The organism is Rhizobium sp. S96 (assembly GCF_030382195.1).
GTDB lineage: Bacteria > Pseudomonadota > Alphaproteobacteria > Rhizobiales > Rhizobiaceae > Rhizobium.
The window spans coordinates 219,123-241,016 of sequence record NZ_JAUDRY010000037.1; the positions used below are offsets into that span (position 1 = coordinate 219,123).

Below are 21,894 nucleotides of genomic sequence, written 5' to 3' on the forward strand. Positions count from 1 at the left end.
GTCTTAAGGTGCGCTTAACATTAAGCAGTGGAATATTAGGGGCCGTACAAGCATTGCCGGCTGCGCTTTCGCCCTTCCCTAAGGCCTGCGAATCCGCGAAAATAAGCGCATGGCCATCAGACAGCTTTCCGAGACGCTCATCAACCAGATCGCCGCCGGCGAAGTCATCGAACGACCGGCAAGTGCTGCGAAGGAACTGATCGAGAATGCGCTCGATGCGGGCGCGACGCGCATCGAAATCGCAACCTCCGGCGGCGGCAAGAGCCTGCTGCGGGTGTCCGACAACGGCTCCGGCATGGATGTCACCGATCTCGAGCTTGCCGTCCGGCGGCATTGCACCTCGAAGATCTCGGACACGCTCGACGATATCCGCACGCTCGGCTTCCGCGGCGAGGCCTTGCCTTCGATTGGATCGGTGGCGCGCCTCAGCATTTCCAGCCGCCGCAAGGATAGCGCCGGCGGCAGCGAGATCGCGGTTGCCGGCGGCAAGCTCCTGCATCTGCGCCCGTCCGCATCGAACCCCGGCACCATCGTCGAGGTCCGCGATCTGTTCTTCGCGACGCCTGCAAGACTGAAGTTCCTGAAGACGGAAAAGGCCGAGGCGGCCGCGATCACCGAGATCGTCAAGCGGATGGCAATCGCCTTCCCCGGCGTACGCTTCGTGCTCTCCGGCACGGACCGGACGACGCTGGAATTCCCGGCGACGGGCGACGACCATCTTGCGCGCATGGCGCAGATCCTCGGCAAGGAATTCCGCGACAACGCCATCGAGATCGATGCCGAGCGCGAAGATGTGACGCTGACCGGTTTTGCCGGCGTACCGACATTCAATCGCGGAAACTCGGCGCATCAATACGCCTTCGTCAACGGCCGCCCGGTTCAGGACAAGCTCATCCTCTCGGCCATCCGGGGTGCCTATGCGGAAACCATTCCGTCGGGGCGGTATCCGGTCGCGGTCCTTTCCATCACGATCGATCCCGCATTGGTCGACGTCAACGTTCACCCCGCCAAGTCTGATGTGCGCTTCCGCGATCCGCAACTGGTGCGCGGCCTGATCGTCGGCGCCATCCGCGAGGCCCTTGCCCGCGACGGTAGCCGGGCAGCGACGACCGGCGCAGACGGGATGCTTCGATCCTTCCGGCCCGGTTTCCAGCCGAATGGCTATCGGCCCCAGCCGTGGACGCCGGAGACCTCCCCTTCCCGACCTTACCAGCCACCGGCCAGCGATAGCCGTTTCAGCGAACGGCCGCAGGCCTCGTTCGACGGTCTGGTATCGCCCACCGCACGTGCCGAAGCACCGGCACCCATTTCACAGCCCCCAACACCGATTGAAGCCGAGGCACCGTCCCGCTTCCCGCTGGGTGCCGCCCGCGCGCAGATCCACGAGAACTACATTGTCGCGCAGACCGACGACGGCCTGGTGATCGTCGACCAGCACGCGGCGCACGAACGGCTGGTATTCGAGGCGATGCGCAAGGCGCTGCATTCGAAGCGGCTCGCTTCCCAGGTTCTGCTCATCCCTGAAATCATCGACCTGCCGGAAGAGGATTGCGATCGGCTCATGCAGTTTTCCGCCGAGCTGGGCGAGCTTGGGCTGGCAATTGAGCGTTTCGGTCCCGGTGCGATCGCTGTTCGCGAGACGCCGGCGATGCTCGGCGAAGTGGATGCCACCGGCCTCATTCGCCAGCTCGCCGACGAGATCGCGGAATGGGACACGGCTTCCGGCCTTTCTGCAAAGCTCGAATATGTTGCGGCGACCATGGCCTGCCACGGGTCCGTGCGCTCGGGCCGGCGCCTGCGGCCGGAGGAAATGAACGCCTTGCTGCGTCAAATGGAAGTGACCCCCGGCTCCGGCCAGTGCAATCACGGACGCCCGACCTATATCGAACTGAAGCTGTCCGATATCGAGCGCCTGTTCGGCAGGAGCTGAAAAATGCTGGCAATGCCGGCGGCGGCGGAGTATGGCAGGGAAACAACCAGCCGCAAGGAACGGAGCGTATGAATTTGTTTGAAGGACATGGAAACCGCGAGGCGCAGATACGGTATCTCGATGCGGATTTTCAGATCCTGTCGCCAGGTTCCTATGTCGTCTGTGCCATATCGGGCAAGCAGATCCCGCTTGACGAGTTGCGCTATTGGAGTGTTGCCCGGCAGGAGCCCTATGCCGATGCCATGACGTCCCTGGAAGCGGATAAGCGCGCCGGCGTCCTGCCGAACCAGAAGCGCTGAGCCTCAGCTTTTCGTCTTTTCCCTGAGCCGCCGCGTACGGCAGGCTTCGAGCGCGCGCTCGATGATGAGATCAGGCGCCCGATGATCGGCAAAGGCCATCTCGACCTCGATGACCCTGCATCGCGCGGCCAATTGCTCGGCCTTGCCGTGATGGCCGGCCAGCCGCACGAAATCCTTCGACGTCGTCACGATCAGAAGATCCTCGCGATCGGCGGTTGACAGGATATCGTCAATCTCGTCGTCCGTCAGGTGCTCGTGATCTCCGAAGGAGCGCCGCACCACGATCTCGGCACTCACGGATTCCACTGTCCTGAAGAACTTGGCGGGATCGGCAATACCGGCGAAGGCAAGAACGCGGCGCCCGGCCAGATCAGCGCCGTCAGACACCTTCAAGGCAGCCGTAAAGTAAGGCTTGGCGGCGCGGGCCGCGATGCGGACGATGGTATCGGCAGCCGTGCCGGTGCCGACCTTGAGCAGCGCGGTCGCGTAGCTCAATTGCTGGCGGATCGGCGCGCGCACCGGGCCGCCCGGCACGATATGGCCGTTGCCAAGGCCACGCGTTGCATCGATCACCAGTAGGGCATAGTCGATCGCCAGCCGCGCGCTCTGAAAGCCGTCATCCATGATGATCAGGTCCGCGCCCTCCTTGACGAGGCGCTGCGCACCTTCGACGCGGCGGCGGGAAATGACCGTCATCGCCTCGCGAGCGAGAAGCAGCGGCTCATCGCCGACGGCAACGGCGCGGTGATGCGCGGGATCGACCACGGTGGTCACGTCGAGCGAGCCGCCATAGCCCCTGCTGAGAAAGCCGGGCTTCAGGCCCTTTGCCTTCGCAGCACGAGCGATCGTCAGCGCCGTTGGCGTCTTTCCGGCGCCGCCGACGGTGAAATTGCCAACGCAAATGACCGGGATCGGTACGGAGGCGCGCTTGGCATGCGCCATGCGATAACCGGCGATGCGACCGTAAAGGAAGGAAACAGGATAGAGTGTCCAGGCGCGCCAATCGGCCTTCGTCCACCAAAACGGCGGCGCTTCGGATACCATTCTTCCCGTCCTGCCTTTCGGACCGCAGGCCGGTAGCCGGCGGCTCTCATCCTCAACCGGGCGAAAAGAGAAGGCAATTTTCAAGAAAAAGCAAGCCTTTGGTCAATCAGGCGAGCTGGAGATCGGGCAACAGCCCCTCAAGCTCGGTGATGTCATTGAGGCAATAGTCGGACGCCGCAGCGAGCGACTCGCGCGATCCGGTGCCCGTCAGCACGGCCACGGACAGGCCGGCACCGGCATTGCGCCCCATGTGGAGATCGTGATTGTTGTCGCCGACGACGGCAACCTCGGAAGGATGAAGACCCGTCGCCTCGCAGAAGCCGAGAACCATGCCGGGCTCCGGCTTGGTGCCGAAACCGCTGTCATAGCCCGCAACATAATCCACGAACTCGGCAAAACCGAAGCGCAGCGCCGTCTGCCGGATCGACCGTTCATTATCGCTGGACGCAATGCCGAGGCGAAAACCGCGCGCGTGAAGACGAGCGAAGAAGCCGGCAAGGTCCGTCACCGGAACAGAGAACTCGGCCGCATTCGAGAAGAGCTCATCGAGCTGAACCGTGAGAGCCACAACGTCGATCGGGGAGCCGGCAGCGACAAGACCGTCGGCGATCTGGCGCGTGTTACCGGCGGCGAGCAGGCTGTCTGGAACGATGTGGCCGGTCACCGGGTCCATGCCGCACGCCAGCAACAGGCGATCGGCTAGGTCCGGGTCGTCGTTGGATGCAATACGCGCAAGCTCGCGATTTACCGGCAGCCAGCTCTCGTCATAGTCGAGAAGCGTGCCGTCCTTGTCGAAGAGGATGCCCTTGATCGCTCGCATGTCAGTCGCCCTTAGCGTTGCGCCGCCGTCTTCGGCAGCAGCCTTGCCTTTACCGTCAGCGGGTTGATGTAGGGTTCGAGCCCCTTCACCGTCGCTGTCAGCGCACCGCGCATTTCTTGCACAGCTCCGATGCCGGCCTCGATCATTTTGCGGCGCGCGTCGTCGTTGGACAGCAAATAATGGACGCCCTTGGCGAGCATCTCGGTATCGCGAACCATGCGAGCGCTGCCGCGGCGGGCAAGCTTCTGATAGGCTTCGCGGAAATTCTGCACATTGCTGCCCGACAGCACAGCGCAGCCAAGCATGGCCGGCTCCAGCGGGTTCTGCCCACCTTCGCCAAAAAGCGAGCGGCCGACGAAGGCCACTTCCGTAAGCCTGAGATAAAGTCCCATCTCGCCGATCGTGTCACCGAGGAAAACATCGACATCCGGCGAGAGTACATCTTCTCGCGTTCGCCGCGCGACCTTCAGCCCCTGCTTGACCAGCTCTTCCTCGATGGCATCGGCGCGCTCGGGATGGCGGGGAACGATGATAGTGAGCTGGCCGTCGCGCTCCTTGAGCGTGCGGTGGACGATGCCGGCCGCCTTTTCCTCGCCGTCGAATGTGGAGATCGCAGCCCAGGTCTTTCGGTCGCCGATCTGCTTCTTGTAACGGGCAAAGACGGCTGCGTCATAGGACGGCGCATCCGTATCAACCTTCAGATTGCCGGACATGATGACCTGGCGCACGCCGAGATCGCGGAAACGCTCGGCATCGAGGTCGGATTGGGCGATGACCAATGCGAGATTTTCAAACAGCGCTTCGGCAAGCGACGGACGCCGGCTCCATCTGGCGAAGGAACGGTCGGACATCCGGGCATTGACCAAAATCTGCGGGATGCGGCGCCGGCCGAGCTCCATAACGGTGGCCGGCCAGATTTCGGACTCGGCGATCAGCGCGCAATCGGGCTGCCAATAATCCAGGAAGCGGCTGACAGCCGGCTTCAGGTCGAGCGGCACGTATTGATGGATCGCTTCGGAGCCAATGCGCTGCGTCGCCAGTTTCGCGGAGGTCACCGTGCCGGTCGTCAAAATGACGTGAATGTCGCGGCGGCGGATTTCGCGGATCAACGGAATGACCGCATTCATCTCGCCGACGCTTGCAGCATGGAACCACACGAGCGGACCTGCCGGACGGTCGGCGCTGGCATAGCCCGAGCGCTCCAGCCGCCGGGCGCGGTCTTCCTTGCCCTTGGCGGCCCGATACGCCAGGTAGCCACCGACGAACGGGGCCAGCAAGGTGCCGGTTGCCTGATAGGCGCCTAGCGCTACACGCGCCATGCGACCGCTCATCTGGTATCTCTCCGATCAACGGTGATCGACATGAACCCATTCCCAATTATCGTTGCGGCCGCAATGGCCGAGCAGTTTGTTCAGAATGCGTCAGCCGCCGACTTCGCAGCGAGGAGGAGCGCCGGGACCAGCAATTACTTTGCGGATTTGTCTTCCGGGTCCAACAGGCGATGCATGTGAACAATGAAATAGCGCATATGCGCGTTATCGACCGTCGATTGCGCCTTGGACTTCCAGGCCGTCAGTGCGGACGCGTAGTCCGGAAAAATGCCGACGATATCGAGGTCCTTGAGGTCCCTGAACTGAACGTCGTCAAGACTTTCCAATTCGCCACCAAATACAAGGTGCAACAGCTGTTTCTTTTCGCTCGATGCGGTCATTTTTCTTCTCTTTCTTTTGTCGTCTCCTCCGCCGTTTCATCTGAGGGATTTTGACGGAAACGTCAACTGCCTCGTCGTTCGGCAAGGCCTATTAGCAGGTCGTTCAGGCGTGAGTTGGGCGCCGCGCAAAGTTCGCCGTGGCTAACCTGAGAACGGTTATAAACAAGCGGCCTTCCATCGAGATCGACCAGGCGCCCCCCGGCCCGCTCAAGGATAAGGTCAGCGGCGGCAAGGTCCCAATCATGGGAGTTGCGCTTGACGAAGGTGCCATCGATGCGACCGTCGGCGACCATGGCGATGCGATAGGCCAGCGAGGGAACGTGTTTGACCCGCTCGATCGAGTGCCGTAGCCCGTGCGGAAATGCCGCGAGCACATCTTCGGCGATCGCAAAGCGAGACGGCCCCTCGGAGGCTGACGACACCGCGATCGGCCTTCCGTTCCTGAGCGCGATGCCGTCCGCGGTCGCCTCGTAGAATTCATCCAGCGCCGGAGCGTAAAGCACGCCCGCGACCGGCCTCCCCCGATGGACGACGGCGACACTTACGCACCAGAGGTTCTGGCCGGCGATGAATGCGCGCGTGCCGTCGATCGGGTCTATGATGAAAAGCGTCTCATGCGACAGCCGGACGCCATCGTCGTCTGTCTCTTCCGAAAGCCAGCCATACTGAGGACGCACGCCGCGCAGGATCGTCTCGAGCTTCTCGTTCGCGGCAAAATCGGCGGCACTGACGGGGGACCTGCCCTCGTTCTTCCACCAGACCTCGGGCGACTGGTTGAAGTGACTGAGAGCGACGATACCCGCCTGCCTTGCGGCATCGGCGATCAACTCAAGATCGCTTTGCCAGCGGGCCATATCCAAGTCGCTCATTCCATCAATCCAATCTGTCAGCGTCCCGCGAGCGTCAGTCCCTCGATCGCCAGCGTCGGGGCGGCAACGCCGTACTTGCGGTCGATATCGTTTGCCGGCGTGACGCGCATGAACATGTCTTTCAGGTTCGATGCGATCGTCACTTCCGAGACGGCAAAGGTCAGTTCGCCGTTTTCAATCCAGAAGCCGGTGGCACCACGGCTGTATTCGCCCGTGATCATGTTGACGCCCTGGCCGATCAGTTCAGTGACGTAGAAACCATTGCCGACGCTGCGGATCAGGTCTTCCGGCGAGATGTCGCCCGGTTCCAACGCGAGATTGGTGGAGGCCGGCGTTACCGAATTGCCGCCGCGTACGCCGCGACCATTGGTTTCCATCCCGATTTCACGCGCGGTCGACGTCGACAGGAACCAGTGCTTCAAAACACCATCCTCGATCATCACGAGCCGCTCGCCTGAGATGCCCTCACCGTCGAAGGGACGCGAAGACGGGCCGCGGACGATCAACGGGTCGTCGGTGATCGACAGTCCGGTCTTCAGAACCTGTTGTCCCATCTTGTCGCGCAGGAAGCTCGTCTTGCGGGCGACCGACGCGCCGTTGATCGCGCCGGCGATGTGCCCGACGAAGCCGCGCGCAACGCGCGGATCGAAAACGACGGTGATATCCTTGCCGGTGTCGACCTGGCGCGGATTGAGACGACGGATCGCCCGCTCGCCGGCGCGCCGGCCAATCTCGGCGGCGTCATCCAGATCGGCGAAATAAAGACGGCTATCGAAGTCGTAATCGCGCTCCATGCCCGTACCCTCGCCAGCGATGACGCTGACCGAGCGGCCGAAACGCGAGGCCATGTAGCTGCCCTGGAAGCCATGCGACGTCACGAGAACGAGACCACCCATGCCGGCCGACGCACCGGCGCCGGAGGAATTGGTGACACCCTTGACGGCAAGCGCGGCAGCCTCGGTTGCCAGCGCTCCTTCGCGAAGCTGATCCGCGGAGACCTCGGTCGTGTCCAGAAGCTGGAGATCCGGGTAGGATTTTGCCAGCTTGTCTTCATCGGCCAGGCAGGCAAACGGGTCTTCCGGCGATACCTTGGCCATGGCGACGGCGCGCTCGGCCAGAGCGGAGAGGTCGAAACCCGGGTTGGCCGAGACGCTGGCAACGCGCTTGCCAATGAAGACGCGCAGCGAGAAGTCATCGCTTTCGGAGGATTCAGTTCCCTCCACCTTGCCCAGGCGCACGCTGACGGACTGCGAACGGGAGCGCACGACGACGGCATCTGCGGCGTCGGCCCCTGCCTTCTTTGCCAGATCGATCAGCTGGCTTGCGCGGGAAAGAAGCGTCGAGGAGTCGATTTCAGAGGACATGATTTGGCCTTTCCTTCGCGTTCCATTTATTGTGCGCTACGGAAAGCATCAAGGCCGACACCACCGATTCTTTTTTAAACAGTTCGCGTGCCGCCGATCGAGAGAGCCAGCCACCATGTCCGAGCCGAACACCGTTTTCACCGAAACCATTCTGCTCCTCGGCGGCGCCGTTGTTTCGGCGCCCATTTTCAAATGGCTACGGTTGGGCACGGTGCTCGGCTACCTCGCTGCCGGCGTTGTGATCGGGCCTGGTTTTCATGGCCTTACCGATGGTGAGCAGATCCTGAACGTTGCCGAACTCGGCGTCGTCTTCCTGCTCTTCATCATCGGTCTCGAGCTGAAGCCGGGCCGCTTGTGGCAGATGAGGAAGGACATCTTCGGACTGGGAACGGCGCAGGTGGTCGTGACCGGTGCGCTGCTCACCTCGATTGCCTGGCTGAGCGGCATCATCGACTGGCGCGGCAGCATCATCGTCGGTTTCGGGCTTGCGCTGTCCTCCACCGCCTTCGCGATGCAGATCCTGAACGACAGCGGCGAGGCGAATACGAGCTACGGGCAGCGTTCCTTTTCTATGCTGCTGTTCCAGGACCTCGCCATCGTTCCGTTGCTCGCGCTGACCAATATTCTCGATGGCGGCAAGGGCCATGGCACGCCCGTTCTCGATCTTGCCGTGGCCGTCGGCGCCATCGGCGCGATGATCATCATGGGCCGCTATCTGCTGACCCCGCTCTTCCAGGTCATCGCGCGCACCGGCGCCCGCGAAGTGATGATCGCGGCGGCCCTGTTCGTCGTCATGGGATCCGCGAGCCTGATGCAACTTGCGGGCCTCTCGATGGCCATGGGCGCGTTTGTCGCGGGCGTCATGCTGGCGGAATCGTCCTATCGGCACGAACTGGAAGCCGACATCGAGCCTTTCCGCGGGGTGCTGCTCGCTATCTTCTTCATCGCGGTCGGCCTGTCGCTGCAGCTTGATGTGCTGTGGGACAATGCGCTGCTGATCGTCGTCGCCGTCCCTGTCGTCATGGCCGTCAAGGCGATCGTGATATATGTGCTCTGCCGCGTGGCGGGCTCGCCACACAACGATGCGGTACGCATTGCATTTCTGCTGCCACAGGGCGGCGAATTCGGGTTCGTTCTCTTTTCCGCAGCCGGCATGGCCGGCCTGATGCCGTCGAGCACGGCATCGCTGCTTATCGCAATCGTCACGCTTTCGATGGCATTGACCCCGATCGGCACCATGCTTTCGAAGCGGCTCTTGCAGGGTGACGAGCGCGAGGAGTTGGACGAGGATTTCGAGGGCGCCGGCGCCGATGTGCTGATGGTGGGCTTCTCCCGTTTCGGGCAGATCGCGGCGCAGATCCTCCTGGCAGGTGGTCGCGCGGTGACGGTGATCGATGTTTCGGCGGATCGTATTCGTCAGGCATCATCATTCGGCTTCCGCATCTATTTCGGCGACGGCACCCGCAAGGACGTGCTGCGGGCGGCAGGCATCGACCGTGCAAAGGTCGTCGTCGTCTGCACGCAGAAGCGCGAGATGACAGACAAGATCGTGGAACTGGTGCAGGCGGACTATCCGAATGCCAAGCTCTACGTCCGTTCCTACGACCGTATCCACTCGATCTCGCTCCGCAACCGGAACGTCGACTACGAGTTGCGCGAGACGCTGGAGTCCGGCCTCCTGTTCGGCCGCCGTACCTTGGAAGCGCTTGGTGTCAGCGAGAGCGACGCCTATGAAATCGGCGAGGATATCCGCCGGCGCGACGAGCAGCGCCTCGAGCTGCAGGTTTCGGAAGGGCTGCAGGCCGGGCGCGACATGCTGTATTCGCAGCCTGTCAGGCCGGAACCGCTGGTCAAGCCGAAGCGGGCGATGGACTTCGATGTGGATCCGCTGGCGGGAACGGCAGACGTCGCGGCCGATGCGTAGAGCCTTCAAGGGTTAAACTGAGCGCTCTGCCGGAGCAGGTTTTTTTCCAGGGTCGAGGCGGTTGGCGAAAGGCATACCTGAAGGTACGCCAGAGCCGATCGGCCATTCAACGCCGTTTGAGCCACACGACGTCAAACTGACCCTATAAGGCTCTAGGCGCGGGCATGCGCCTCGATCGCCTGATCCAGCGCGTATTTCAATTCGTCCTTCACCCCGGCAGACATTGCCAGCACTTCCCGCGCCTTGAGGAAATCCATGACGCCGGTGCGCCCGACGGCGGGGCGCAGGAAGATATGCGGCGCCTGCAGCCGCAGCTTCAGCGTAATCGCCGTCTGCATCATCAGCTGCCCCGAGCCGAAGATGCTTTCCATGCGATTGGGAATATGCGTGCCGTCGCCCTCGGGTGCCCCAACGACGTCGATACCGATCACGATATCCGCCTTGTCCATCAGGCACTCGTACGGCACCGGATTGCTGATGCCGCCATCGATCATCACCCGGCCATACAAGCGAACCGGCATGAAGACCGCAGGGATGGCGGAGGATGCGGCAAGCGCCGGAAAGAGCCGTCCCTCGCTGACAAGCACCTCGGCCTGCCCGTAGTAATCGGTCGCCGTCACCGTCATCGGGATCGCCAGATCCTCGAAACGATCGGGGAGATCGGCCGGTAGGAAGGCCTTGAGGATACGCTCGAGATTGAACTGGCCGATGCGAACGCCGTTCGCCACCGCGTCGCGCACCGTCTGCGGGCGCAGGCCCCAAAGGCGGCTGACGACGGCGGTCTTGTTGCCGACGGTCATCAGGACATGTTCGCGGATGGCTTCGCCCGTCATTCCGGCCGCCATGCCGGCGCCCATGATCGCGCCGATCGACGAGCCGGCGATCGCCACGGGGCGAATTCCGAGTTCGTCCAGCGTTTCGATAACGTGGATGTGCGAAATACCGCGTGCACCGCCGCCGCCAAATGCGACGGCAATAGTTGGCGTGCTGCCTTGCGAAGAAGCGTCAGCGGCAGGCAACTCTGTACTGATGTTCTCCGCCTGCTGCACCTCTACCCCCGATGCTCCGCGGCCTATTGAGGCTGGTAGCGGAAGAAATGAACCCTGGTATCGCCGAACATGCGGCTTTCCAGGAACAGATAGGAAGGATCGACAGAAACGACAACGTCTGCGCGTTCTTCGAGCACCGCAATCGCGCCAGGCACGAGCCAGCCGCCCTTGACGGCAGCCGCCATCGCCTTTTCCCCAAGACCCTTGCCATAGGGCGGGTCGGCGAAGAGGAACTGGAACGGCTCAAGGTTGCCGACGCTGCCGAGATCGGTCGCGTCGCGCCTCAGGATGCGCGTCTTGCCGTGCAGGCCGAGCGCATCGATATTTTCCCAGAGCAAGCCCCTGCCCTCGACGCTGTTTTCAACGAAGAGCGCATGGCGGCAGCCGCGCGAGACGGCTTCCAGACCGACGGCGCCGGTACCTGCGAAGAGATCGAGTATCCGGGTGCCATCGACGCATTCCGGATAGGCATGGCTCAGAATATTGAACAGGCTCTCACGCGTCCGGTCGGCAGTCGGCCGGATGTCGTTGGATTTAGGCACGGCGAGCGACCGTCCGCGAAACTCACCGCCGACGATCCGCACCGCGTCCTATTCCCTTGCCCTTAGGTCCACCACGAGACGGCCCGCCCGAGGGCTTGCCACCGCCACCGGGACGATCGCCCGAAGGCTTGCCCGAAAAACTCTTCGCACCCGGCTTGGAGCCGCCAGGCTTGCCGCCGAAGCTCTTGCCGCGCGGCTTGTCGCCGAAGGGACGATCGCCTCTCGGGCGTTCGCCCTGGGGACGATCACCTCTTGGGCGCTCGCCCTGGGGACGATCACCCTGCGGCCTGTCTCCGCGAGGCCGGTCGCCATACGAACGCTCGCCTGCCGGACGCTCGGAACGAGCTTCGCCGGAGAAACGCTTGGCGCGGGGACGCTCGTCGCCCTCGTCGCGCGGCCGGCGCGGCTTGTCGCCAAACGGCCGGTCGCCACGTGGCGGACGATCGCTGAAGGAACGGGGACGGTCGTCTCCCTCCTCGCGCGGCCTGCGGTCGCCGCGAGGCTTGGCTGCGAACGGGCGGTCGCCGGCTGGCCGGTCACCACGGGGAGGACGATCGCCGAAAGGCCGATCGCCACGTGGCTTGTCACCACGCGCTGGGCGGTCGCCGAAGGAACGCGGACGGTCGCCATCCTCGCGCGGCTTGCGCTCGCCGCGTGGCTTGTCGCCAAAGGGACGATCGCCACGGGGTGGGCGATCACCAAAAGGCCGGTCGCCGCGCGCCGTGCGGTCGCCGCCGGAGCGGTCACCGCGATCACCGAAGGAGCGGTCGCCACGGGGACGGTCACCGAAGCCGCGATCACCACGGTCGCCGCGCTTGCGGTCACCGTCGTCCTTGCTGACTTCGCTGGAGCGGATCCATTCGCCCTCTTCGTCGCGGGCGCGATTGATCTGCACACGCGGGCCTTCATCGTAGCTTGTCGGCTGCGGCTTGGAACGGCCGGGCATCTCGCCGCGGCGAAGGGCCGTCTGGGCATTCTTCTCGGCCTTGGCGGCTGCCTTTTCGCCGAGCGGACGGGCGCCGGGCGCCATCCAGACGTTGGCGTTTCGGCGGCTGCCGAGCGCAGGGCGCTTCGGGCCTTCGTCCTTGCGGTCGCCACCACGGCTCGGGCCACGGCCGGCATCACGGTCACCGCCACGGCGATCGTCACGCCTGTCATCACGTTTGTCGTCGCGCTTGGTGTCGAGGCGGCTCAGCGCGCGTTCGCGCTTGTCTTCCGGCTTCCACGAGCGCTCGCGGCGCTCGGGCTGGGCTGCCGCTTCCTCTTCCTCGGTCACGGCGGGCGCGTTGTAGATCGGCGCGTCGAAATTGGCCTTCGCGTCCTCGATCAGGCGCGGGCCGAGCTGGTCGCGCAGCGTGCGGCCGCGGACTTCGACAACCGCGCGCTCCGGAATATCGCCGAGCTGGAACGGGCCGTAGGAGATGCGGATCAGGCGGTTCACGTCGAGACCGAGCGCGCCCAGCACGTTCTTGATTTCGCGGTTCTTGCCTTCGCGCAGGCCCATGGTGAGCCAGACGTTGGAGCCCTGGGTGCGGTCGAGCGTCGCCTCGATGGCTCCGTAGAGCACGCCGTCGACGGCGATGCCGTCCTTCAGCTTGTCGAGCGCCTCCTGGTCGATCTCACCGTGGGCGCGCACGCGGTAGCGGCGCAGCCAGCCCGTGGTCGGCAGTTCCAACGCACGCGCCAGGCCGCCGTCGTTGGTCAGCAGCAGCAGGCCTTCGGTGTTGATATCGAGGCGGCCGATCGACATGACGCGCGGCAGGTCATCCGGCAGGTTGTCGAATACGGTCGGGCGACCTTCCGGATCGGCGTTGGTGGTCACCAGGCCGGCCGGCTTGTGGTAGAGCCACAGGCGCGTGCGCTCGATACCGCGGATCGGCATGCCGTCGACTTCGATCTTGTCCGTCAGCGTGACGTTGACGACGGGCGTATCCAGCGGCTTGCCGTTCAGCGTGACGCGGCCGTCGAGGATCATGCGCTCGATATCGCGGCGCGAGGCAACGCCGGCGCGCGCCATCACCTTGGAGATACGTTCCGCCTTGCTGTCACCCGTCACGTCGGACACGGCATCCGCCTTGTCAGCCGATTTTGCGAACTTCTTTGCGGGCTTCTCGCCCGATTTCGCGGCGGTATCGCGCGGGGATGGCTCGCCACCCGGCCGTTTTGGCTTGTCTTTGAATGTCATTTGTTGTTTGCCTGCCTTTTGCGCCTGTCTATCAGGTCGCGCCCCTGCGGTTAAGTGGAAATTGTCGCGTCGTGAAGACAAATCAATTTATGGAGCTGGCACTGGATGAAGCGCGCGCCGCGGGCGAGCGTGGCGAGGTGCCGATCGGTGCCGTGCTGGTACTCGACGGCACGGTCGTCGCCCGCTCCGGCAACCGCACCCGCGAGCTCAACGATGTGACCGCGCATGCCGAGGTGGCTGTCATCCGCATGGCCTGCGAAGCGCTCGGCCAGGAGCGACTGACAGGTGCCGATCTCTACGTCACGCTCGAGCCCTGCACGATGTGCGCGGCCGCAATCTCGTTCGCCCGCATTCGCCGGCTCTACTACGGCGCGGAAGACCCGAAAGGCGGCGGCGTCGACAATGGTGTGCGCTTCTACGCGCAGCCGACATGCCATCATGCGCCAGAGGTGTATTCGGGCATGAACGAAAGCAGTGCGGCCGAGATCCTGAGGTCGTTCTTTTCGCTGAAGAGGGAGCCGTGACGGCGCGGTGATATAACACGCCTCAAAAAGAAAACGGGGCTGACGCCCCGTTCGATCCACTCTACTGCAGAAGGTTCCACCACTGCTTGCCGCTTCCCGCGACGGCAGCGTCTTTCTTGCGCTTCTTCTGCTTCTTGAGCTCGGGCTCGCCGACGTCGTCCAGCTTGGCAGGATCGTCAACCTGACGATATTCCGTTGGCGGATCCGAGATATAGCGGCGCTCGTCGAGGTTGGAGCCCTTCTGGATGGCGCGGGCTTCGCGGTAGGCCTTGGTCTGCGCTTCCGTCGTCGGGCGACCGCCATCGATGCCGGAGCCGGCCAGCGGCGAGCGGAAATCCGACCTGTCGCTATTTTCGTCAGCGTCCTTGACCAGACGGGCGCGGGTTTCTTCCGGAGACTCGACCCACTCCGGATTGTCCTTGCTCGCGATTGACTTCTGCGGCTCGACGAGCGTTGCCTTGGCCGTGTCGGTGGGGAGCACGAGCGACGGACGCGGCGCATAGCGGACGCCCTTGTTCTTGGGGTCCTTGCCGGTCACGGAAACCGAGTCACCAAGGTCATCCGTCAGCTGCTGGAATGCCGTCTTGTCCGTGCCATAGCGGGGGCCGCTCGTGCAGCCAGACATCATCGCGCCGCCTGCCATAGCAACAGTCAGGCAAGCGCCCAAACGGAACCAACGCTTCGATAACATGAAAACCCTTCCAGCCATGCCGGTGCAATCATCGCCCAAAACCGGACACTTGTTCCCCGTGACGGAAAAATCCGGCCATTTTCAGGCAGCTTTTACCGGATGAACCACCAATGCGCAATTCACCCGGTAACTTTCTTCAGTTTTGCACCGCTAGTTCGCGAAGTGCCGCCGCATCGCGTGCCGACACATCGGGATAGGCCGCATCCGAGCCGACATCCGTCGTGATTCGCCACGAACGAGCGCATTTGGTGCCCTCAGCAAGCTTCGGCTCGACGCTGACGCCGGCCACTTCGGGAAGACGGAACGCGTCGGACGGGCCTTCGTTGCCCTCGATGACGATCCCCGAGGTGATGCAGATTTCCTCGAAGTCCTGTCCTTCCAGCGCCTTCAGGAGCTCGGCATCGGCGATATGGACGACGGGAGCCGCTTCCAGCGAGGAGCCGATGCGCTTGTCCTTGCGCTCGATCTCAAGCGCGCCGGTGACGACCGTACGGACCGCGCGGATCTTCTTCCACTTCTCGGCCAGCGCCTCGTTCTTCCAGTTGCCAGGGACTTCCGGGAACTGCTCGAGGTGGACGGAGACGGCATCAGGGTTGCGCGACAGCCATGCTTCTTCGGTGGTGAAAGGCAGCATCGGGGCAAGCCAAGTCACCATGCAATCGAAGATGTTGCGGATGACATGCAACGAGGCGCGGCGGCGCAGGCTGGATGGCGCGTCGCAATAGAGCGCATCCTTGCGGACGTCGAAGTAGAAGGCCGAGAGCTCGACATTGGCGAAGTCGATCAGCGCGCGGGCGATCTTCTTGAAGTCGAAGGCGTCGTAATTCTCGCGCACCAGCTGGTCGAGCTCGGCCAGGCGATGGAGCATCAGCTGCTCCAGCTCCGGCATTTCGGACACTTCGAAGGTCTCGCCCTTGTCGTGTGCCAGCGTGCCAAGCATCCAGCGGATGGTGTTGCGCAGCTTTCTATAGGCGTCGACATTTGTCTGGATGATCGTCTTGCCGACGCGCAGGTCGTCTGCGTAGTCGGACGTCATGACCCAGAGGCGCAGGATGTCGGCGCCGGCATCCTTCATGATCTCCTGCGGCGATGTGACGTTGCCCTTGGACTTCGACATCTTCTCACCCTTCTCGTCCATGGTGAAGCCATGGGTAAGAACGGCGTTATAGGGTGCGCGGCCACGGGTCGCGGCCGATTCCAGCAGCGACGAGTGGAACCAGCCGCGATGCTGGTCGGAGCCTTCGAGATAGAGATCGGCCGGCCACTTCAGGTCCGGGCGGTCTTCCAGCGTGAAGGTGTGGGTCGAGCCCGAGTCGAACCAGACATCAAGGATGTCCATGACCTGGGTCCACTTGGCGTGGTCGTGACCATTGCCGAGGAAGCGATCCTTGGCGCCCTCGGCGAACCAGGCATCGGCGCCCTCGACATCGAAGGCCTCGAGGATGCGGGCGTTGACATCGGCATCCTGCAGGACATTACCGTCCTCATCGGCGAAGACGCAGATCGGAACGCCCCATGCTCTTTGACGCGAAAGCACCCAGTCCGGGCGCTGCTCGATCATGGCGCGCAGGCGGTTCTGGCCGGCAGCGGGCACGAAGCGGGTATCGTCGATGGCGTTCAGCGCACGGGTGCGCAGCGTCGTGCCGTCCTTGAGGTCCTTGTCCATGTAGACGAACCACTGCGGCGTGTTGCGGAAGATGATCGGCTTCTTGGAGCGCCAAGAATGCGGATAGGAATGCTTCAGGCGGCCACGGGCAAACAGCGCGTTGCGCTCGATCAGCGTCTTGATGACGCGCTCGTTGGCATCGCCCTTCTTGCCGTTGTCGTCCATGACGCGGGCGCCTTCGAAGCCGGGGGCGTCGGTCGTATAGGTGCCGCTGTCGTCGACCGGGAACGGGATACGTGTATCGATGCCACGGGCCTCGAGCTGCTTGGCGGAGGACATCCAGGCCTCGAAGTCTTCGCGGCCGTGCGACGGGGCGGTGTGGACGAAGCCGGTACCTGCGTCATCGGTGACGTGGTCGCCGGGGAGCAGCGGAACAGCGAATTCGTAGCCGCCGCCGAGGCCCTTGAGGGGGTGAGCGAGCAGTAGAGTAGCCAATACGTCGGCCGAAACGCTGAACAACTTTTTGAAGGTGAGTTTTGCCTTAGCGGCGGACTCTTCCGCCAGCGCATCAGCAAAGATCAGCTTTTCACCCGGCTGCGGACCAAACTCGTTGACAGCTTCGATCACCTCATAGAGGCCGTAAGCAACCTTTGGAGAGTACGCAACAGCGCGGTTGCCGGGTATAGTCCAGGGAGTGGTGGTCCAAATTACGACATTGGCTCCCTCGAAACTGCCAAGGCCATCAGCCAAGTCATCTGGATGCACAGCGCCAACGGGCGGGTTATTCGGCAGTTCACCGAAATCCCGGAAACCGCTAACCGCCCTGTTAGGATTTGCTTTAGCTTCAACCGGAAACTTCACCCAGATCATATCGCTCTCGACGTCGTGATACTCGACCTCGGCTTCGGCCAGCGCCGTGCGCTCGACCACCGACCACATGATCGGCTTCGAGCCGCGATAGAGCTGGCCGCTCATGGCGATCTTCAACAGTTCGCCGGCGATGCGGCTTTCGGCGTGGAAGTTCATCGTCAGGTACGGATTGTCGAAATCGCCTTCGATGCCGAGGCGCTTGAACTCGTCGCCCTGGATCTTGATCCACTTTTCGGCATAGGCGCGGCATTCCTTGCGGAACTCGATCATCGCGTCGGCCTGCTTCAGGTCAGGCTTTGCCTTGCCCTTGGCGCGGTAGTTCTCTTCCTCGATCTTCCATTCGATCGGAAGGCCGTGGCAATCCCAGCCGGGAACATAGTTGGCGTCGAAGCCGCGCATCTGGAACGAGCGGTTGATGACGTCCTTGAGGATCTTGTTCAGCGCGTGACCGATATGGATGTTGCCGTTGGCATAGGGAGGGCCGTCGTGGAGGACGAATTTCTCGCGGCCGGCGGCGGAGGCGCGCAGCTTCTTGTAGAGGCCCATCTCCTGCCAGCGGGCAACGGTTTCCGGCTCCTTCTGCGGCAGACCGGCGCGCATCGGGAAATCGGTTTCCGGCAGATAGAGGGTTTTCGAGTAATCGATCTTTTCGGCTGTATCGGTCATGTCTGGCAATCGTCTCTTCTAGCGATCGTCGCTGGCGCCTCGCAAACGGGCGCAACGGGCTTGGAAATATAGTGGTGGCGGAGACGCTCTTTGGTCGAGCGCCAAAAACCCGGACCTTCCGGCCGCTTAGCGCGCGCGGAAGGCCGGGCCGATAATTCGTATCGTGGTCGCCAGCCGGAACTTATTCATCGCGCCGGTTCATAGGCGCTTTTGCCCGGAAAAGGAAGAGGAAATCGGCCCGGCCGGCATGGCACAAAAGGGCGAATGGCTCAAACAAAACAGATCTTGCGATCGAGCTCGCCAAGCGGCTGCACGCCGGCGAGCAGTGCCCTCGCCTCATCCTTGTCGCGGTTCATCTGCTCGACAAGCGGCTCGAGCCCGTCGAATTTCAGCTCCGGACGCAAATAGCCGAAGAAGGAGACGCCGCAGACCTGGCCATAAAGGTCGCCGCTGAAATCGAAGAGGAAGGTTTCGAGCAGAGGCGCGCCATTGTCGGTAACGGTCGGGCGCCGGCCATAGCTGGCGACAGCGTCATGAAGTATTCCGTCGGCGCGACGGAAGCGGACCGCATAGATGCCCGACTTCAATTCGACCTCGGCCGGCAGGCGCATGTTTGCCGTCGGGAAGCCAAGCGTGCGGCCGAGCTTTTCGCCGCCGATCACTTCCGCCTCAACGGTATAGTGATAGCCGAGCGAGGCGGCGGCCTCGCTCACCTCCCCCTCTTTCAGAAGCCCGCGAATGCGGCTCGATGAGACGACATCGGCGTTCTCGTCGCGAAAGGCATCGATCAGCGTCACGCCGAAACCGTATTTGTGGCCCGCCTCCATGAGGAAGGCCGGTCCGCCTTCGCGGCCACGGCCGAAATGGAAATCGACGCCGGTGACGACCTGCGATGCCCCCAGCCAATCCTTGAGGATCGAGTGGATGAAATCTTCAGCCGAGCGCTGGGAAAATTCGAGGTTGAACGGGTATTCGATAACCGCATTGAAGCCGATGGCTTCGAGGATGCGAGCCCGCAACGGCGCCGGCGTGATGCGGAAGACCGGCGTCGCCGGCCTGAACACGGTGCGCGGATGCGGCTCGAAGGTCAGGACCAGCGCCGGCACACCGCGTTCGCGGGCTATTTCGAGCGCCTGGTTGAGGACCGACTGGTGGCCACGGTGGACGCCATCGAAATTGCCGATCGCAATGACGCCGCCGCGCAGATGAGCCGGCAAGGGGTCACGGGTTTCGTTGCGGTGAAAGACGGTCATCGGCTGGCTTTTCCATGCGGGGCGGCTTCAGGCAAGGCGCGGCATCCACCACTTCGGCGTGGCTTTTTCTCGCTCCAGATAGGCGGTGAGGATCGCCTCGTCGGTCTCGCCGTTGAGCGTGTATTCCTTCGCGTGGATGCCGCCGCTGATATAAAGGAGGTCGAGACCGTAATCGAGAGCGCCGCGAACGTCGGTCGGCATGCCATCGCCGATTGCCAGAACGCGATCCAGCGGGAAGTCGCCATGCACTTCGCGGGCGACCGAGAGCACGGCATCGTAGATCGGCTTGTGCGGCTTGCCTGCAATGCGCGTTTCGCCGCCGAGCTGGTTGTAATAAGCAGCCATCGCGCCGGCGCAGGGAATGATCCGGTGTCCGCGCTCGACGACGAGATCCGGATTTGCGCAGATCATCGGGACGTTGCGCGCCTGAAACGCCTTCAGCATTTCCGTATAGTCTTCCGGCTTTTCCGTCTCGTCGTTGAAGAAGCCGGTGCAGACCACGGAGTCGGCATCCCTGGCTTCGACGCGCTCGACGCCAAGCCCTTCGATAATCGCAACGTCTCGTTCCGGCCCCAGAAGGAAGACCTTCTTCGGGCCTTCGGCGATAAGGCCGCGCGTTACGTCACCTGAGGTAACGATCCGGTCGTAGGCGGCGTCCTGAATACCGATGTGGCGAAGCTGGTCGACGACCTGCGGCGCGATGCGCGGAGAGTTGGTGATGAGCACCACCGTCAAGCCGGCGGCGCGGGCAGCCTCAAGCGCGGCAGCGGCTTTCGGGAAAGGATCGATGCCATTGTGCAGGACACCCCAGACATCGCAGAACACCGCGTCGTACCGGCTGGTGATTTCCGCAAAGTTTTCGATCCGCTTGGCCATTCCGATTTCCTGCGTTGCATTCAGTTCCCGGTGACATCGCAAAGGCCTGCCGGGATGGCAAGGCATTTCGAGCGCGGTGGGCGCAAAAAGTCCTTTCCGCTCACTTAAAGAAAGTCTCCGCGCCAGTGATCAGCAGGCCGGTCACAGCGGAAAATGCGAGGATCTTGACCATGCCCGCCTTGAAGCGAAAGAGCAGCAAAGCGGCGCTCGCAAAGAGCGCGAGAGCCGCGACATCGAGGCTGCGCCAATCGGGCCAGGCGAGGCTCACCAGGGGCAGGCCCGTGCCTCTCGATAGCAGCGCGATGCGGCCGACTTCGGCAAACAGGACATGAAGGCCGAACCAGAGCGCGAGATTGAGGATGACACCGACGACGGCGGCCGTGATCGCCGACAAGGACGCCGACAGCGCCGCGTTGTTGCGCAGCTTTTCGATGTAGGGCGCGCCTGCGAAGATCCAGATGAAGCTTGGAACGAAGGTCGCCCATGCGGCTAGCAAGGCGCCGAAGACGCCACCCAGCAGTGGCGCCATGGCGATCGGATTGCGGAAGCCGGCGAGGAAGCCGACGAAGCAGAGGACTAGCACCAGTGGCCCCGGCGTCGTTTCCGCCAGTGCCAGACCATCCAGCATCTCGCCGGGCTTCAGCCAGGCATAATGTCCGACAGCGACCTGCGCCACGTAGGAGAGCACCGCATAGGCGCCGCCGAACGTGATGACCGCCATCTTCGAGAAGAAGATGAAGACCGCGCCGAAGACATTGGTCTCGCCACTCAGGGTCTCTGCGATCAGGTCCGTCGGAGCATCCAGCGCACGAACGAGGAGCAGCGGCGACTGCCAGATCAGAATCCAGAACACGAGAACGAGAAGAGGCCTGGCGATCGCGTGCGTCGTCAGCCTGCCGCGCTCCGGCCGCTCGGATGGCTGCGGCGCGGCAGGTGCATCGGTCGGCCGCTGCCCGTATCGCTGCATCAGGAAACCGGCGGCTCCGGCAAGAATAACGACAACAGGAAACGGCAAATTCAGGAGAAAGAGCGCGAGAAATGACGCGGCCGCGACCCAGTAGTGAAAACGGTCCTTCAGCGCCCTGCGCGTCAGCCGAAGAAGCGCTTCGACGACGATCGCCAGCACTGCGGCCTTTAGGCCGAAGAACACCGCCGACAACCATGCCGCATCCTGGAACAGCACGTAGAGGCTGGAGAGCGCGACGATGACAACGAAACCGGGGAGGATGAAGAGCAGACCGGCGACCAGGCCACCGCGAACGCCGTGCATGAGCCAGCCGATATAGGTCGCCAGCTGCTGCGCCTCCGGCCCCGGCAGTAGCATGCAATAACTCAGGGCATGCAGGAAACGCTCTTCCGAGATCCAGCGCTTCTCGTCGACAAGGGTCTTGTGCATCAGCGCTATCTGGCCGGCCGGACCGCCGAAGCTCAGACAGCCGATCTTTGCCCAAACGCGCGTGGCCTCCCGAAACGAAGGAACCGCCACGACTTCATCTGCCGCAATGACTTTATTCACGCTGCCTGCCCCTCGCCTCGACATGCGAGGCCAATTGCGCCTTTTCCGGCCTCAAACTGCTCCGTATCATTGGCACCGATGTGCGACAATCCCAACACGATGCGGCCGATGCAATGCACTGTCAGCCCAGGATCGCCATTGTAACTTCCTGTTCG

The 21,894-nt window shown here is 63.0% G+C and carries 18 protein-coding genes; 4 read left to right on the top strand and 14 right to left on the bottom strand.

The window, feature by feature from the left end; genetic code table 11:
- Nucleotides 1–109 precede the first annotated feature (109 nt).
- Nucleotides 110–1,930 (top strand): DNA mismatch repair endonuclease MutL, encoded by a 1,821-nt coding sequence (mutL, locus tag QTL94_RS25915; RefSeq protein WP_065689646.1) that lies wholly within the window; start codon nt 110–112, stop codon nt 1,928–1,930.
- A gap of 68 nt (nt 1,931–1,998) precedes the next feature.
- Nucleotides 1,999–2,229, top strand: a complete 231-nt coding sequence (locus QTL94_RS25920; protein ID WP_065689645.1) for a DUF2093 domain-containing protein — start codon at nt 1,999–2,001, stop codon at nt 2,227–2,229.
- 3 nt (nt 2,230–2,232) lie between these two features.
- Here QTL94_RS25920 and lpxK read toward each other — a convergent pair whose 3' ends face one another.
- From lpxK to QTL94_RS25950, 6 genes are all read right to left on the bottom strand, one after another.
- The gene (gene lpxK / locus QTL94_RS25925) at nt 2,233–3,273 is read right to left on the bottom strand and encodes a tetraacyldisaccharide 4'-kinase (RefSeq protein WP_065689644.1); all 1,041 of its coding nucleotides are present in this window, start codon (nt 3,271–3,273) and stop codon (nt 2,233–2,235) included.
- A 106-nt stretch (nt 3,274–3,379) separates the two neighbouring features.
- Complete coding sequence (locus tag QTL94_RS25930) at nt 3,380–4,093, bottom strand: HAD family hydrolase (protein ID WP_065689643.1); 714 nt, start codon at nt 4,091–4,093, stop codon at nt 3,380–3,382.
- 11 nt (nt 4,094–4,104) lie between these two features.
- Nucleotides 4,105–5,424, bottom strand: coding sequence for a lipid IV(A) 3-deoxy-D-manno-octulosonic acid transferase (gene waaA, locus QTL94_RS25935; RefSeq protein WP_065689642.1), 1,320 nt, complete (start codon nt 5,422–5,424; stop codon nt 4,105–4,107).
- Between the two features lie 134 nt (nt 5,425–5,558).
- Nucleotides 5,559–5,804, bottom strand: coding sequence for a DUF4170 domain-containing protein (locus tag QTL94_RS25940; RefSeq protein WP_065689641.1), 246 nt, complete (start codon nt 5,802–5,804; stop codon nt 5,559–5,561).
- Nucleotides 5,805–5,866: 62 nt separating this feature from the next.
- Nucleotides 5,867–6,673, bottom strand: a complete 807-nt coding sequence (locus tag QTL94_RS25945; RefSeq protein ID WP_289803509.1) for a 3'(2'),5'-bisphosphate nucleotidase CysQ — start codon at nt 6,671–6,673, stop codon at nt 5,867–5,869.
- Between the two features lie 17 nt (nt 6,674–6,690).
- Nucleotides 6,691–8,037: a TldD/PmbA family protein gene (locus tag QTL94_RS25950; protein ID WP_289803510.1), complete on the bottom strand. Its 1,347-nt coding sequence runs from the start codon at nt 8,035–8,037 to the stop codon at nt 6,691–6,693.
- A 115-nt stretch (nt 8,038–8,152) separates the two neighbouring features.
- Here QTL94_RS25950 and QTL94_RS25955 point away from each other — a divergent pair, with 115 nt between their 5' ends.
- Nucleotides 8,153–9,961, top strand: coding sequence for a monovalent cation:proton antiporter-2 (CPA2) family protein (locus QTL94_RS25955; protein WP_289803511.1), 1,809 nt, complete (start codon nt 8,153–8,155; stop codon nt 9,959–9,961).
- Nucleotides 9,962–10,113: 152 nt separating this feature from the next.
- Here QTL94_RS25955 and QTL94_RS25960 read toward each other — a convergent pair whose 3' ends face one another.
- The 3 genes from QTL94_RS25960 to QTL94_RS25970 are packed head-to-tail and all read right to left on the bottom strand — an operon-like array spanning nt 10,114 to nt 13,737.
- Complete coding sequence (locus QTL94_RS25960) at nt 10,114–11,010, bottom strand: patatin-like phospholipase family protein (protein ID WP_289803512.1); 897 nt, start codon at nt 11,008–11,010, stop codon at nt 10,114–10,116.
- A 23-nt stretch (nt 11,011–11,033) separates the two neighbouring features.
- Nucleotides 11,034–11,594 carry a 16S rRNA (guanine(966)-N(2))-methyltransferase RsmD gene (rsmD, locus tag QTL94_RS25965; RefSeq protein WP_113520096.1) on the bottom strand — a complete coding sequence of 187 codons (561 nt, stop codon included), beginning with the start codon at nt 11,592–11,594 and terminating at the stop codon, nt 11,034–11,036.
- Nucleotides 11,575–13,737 (bottom strand): pseudouridine synthase, encoded by a 2,163-nt coding sequence (locus QTL94_RS25970; RefSeq protein ID WP_289803513.1) that lies wholly within the window; start codon nt 13,735–13,737, stop codon nt 11,575–11,577. Before QTL94_RS25970 ends, rsmD begins: the two co-directional genes overlap by 20 nt.
- An 89-nt stretch (nt 13,738–13,826) precedes the next feature.
- Between QTL94_RS25970 and QTL94_RS25975 the strand changes: the two genes are divergently transcribed.
- Entirely contained in the window at nt 13,827–14,261 is a 435-nt protein-coding gene (locus QTL94_RS25975) for a nucleoside deaminase (protein ID WP_065689634.1), read from the top strand.
- Between the two features lie 61 nt (nt 14,262–14,322).
- On the opposite strand, the gene QTL94_RS25980 is transcribed toward QTL94_RS25975, so the two are convergent.
- From QTL94_RS25980 to chrA, 5 genes are all read right to left on the bottom strand, one after another.
- On the bottom strand, nt 14,323–14,952 hold the full coding sequence (locus tag QTL94_RS25980; RefSeq protein ID WP_065689633.1) for a hypothetical protein: 630 nt from the start codon (nt 14,950–14,952) through the stop codon (nt 14,323–14,325).
- A gap of 136 nt (nt 14,953–15,088) precedes the next feature.
- Complete coding sequence (ileS, locus tag QTL94_RS25985) at nt 15,089–18,094, bottom strand: isoleucine--tRNA ligase (RefSeq protein WP_289803514.1); 3,006 nt, start codon at nt 18,092–18,094, stop codon at nt 15,089–15,091.
- A gap of 269 nt (nt 18,095–18,363) precedes the next feature.
- Entirely contained in the window at nt 18,364–19,347 is a 984-nt protein-coding gene (locus tag QTL94_RS25990; RefSeq protein WP_289803515.1) for a bifunctional riboflavin kinase/FAD synthetase, read from the bottom strand.
- Between the two features lie 27 nt (nt 19,348–19,374).
- Nucleotides 19,375–20,223: a TIGR01459 family HAD-type hydrolase gene (locus QTL94_RS25995; protein WP_289803516.1), complete on the bottom strand. Its 849-nt coding sequence runs from the start codon at nt 20,221–20,223 to the stop codon at nt 19,375–19,377.
- A 100-nt stretch (nt 20,224–20,323) separates the two neighbouring features.
- Nucleotides 20,324–21,739 (bottom strand): chromate efflux transporter, encoded by a 1,416-nt coding sequence (gene chrA, locus QTL94_RS26000; RefSeq protein ID WP_289803517.1) that lies wholly within the window; start codon nt 21,737–21,739, stop codon nt 20,324–20,326.
- Nucleotides 21,740–21,894: the final 155 nt, after the last annotated feature.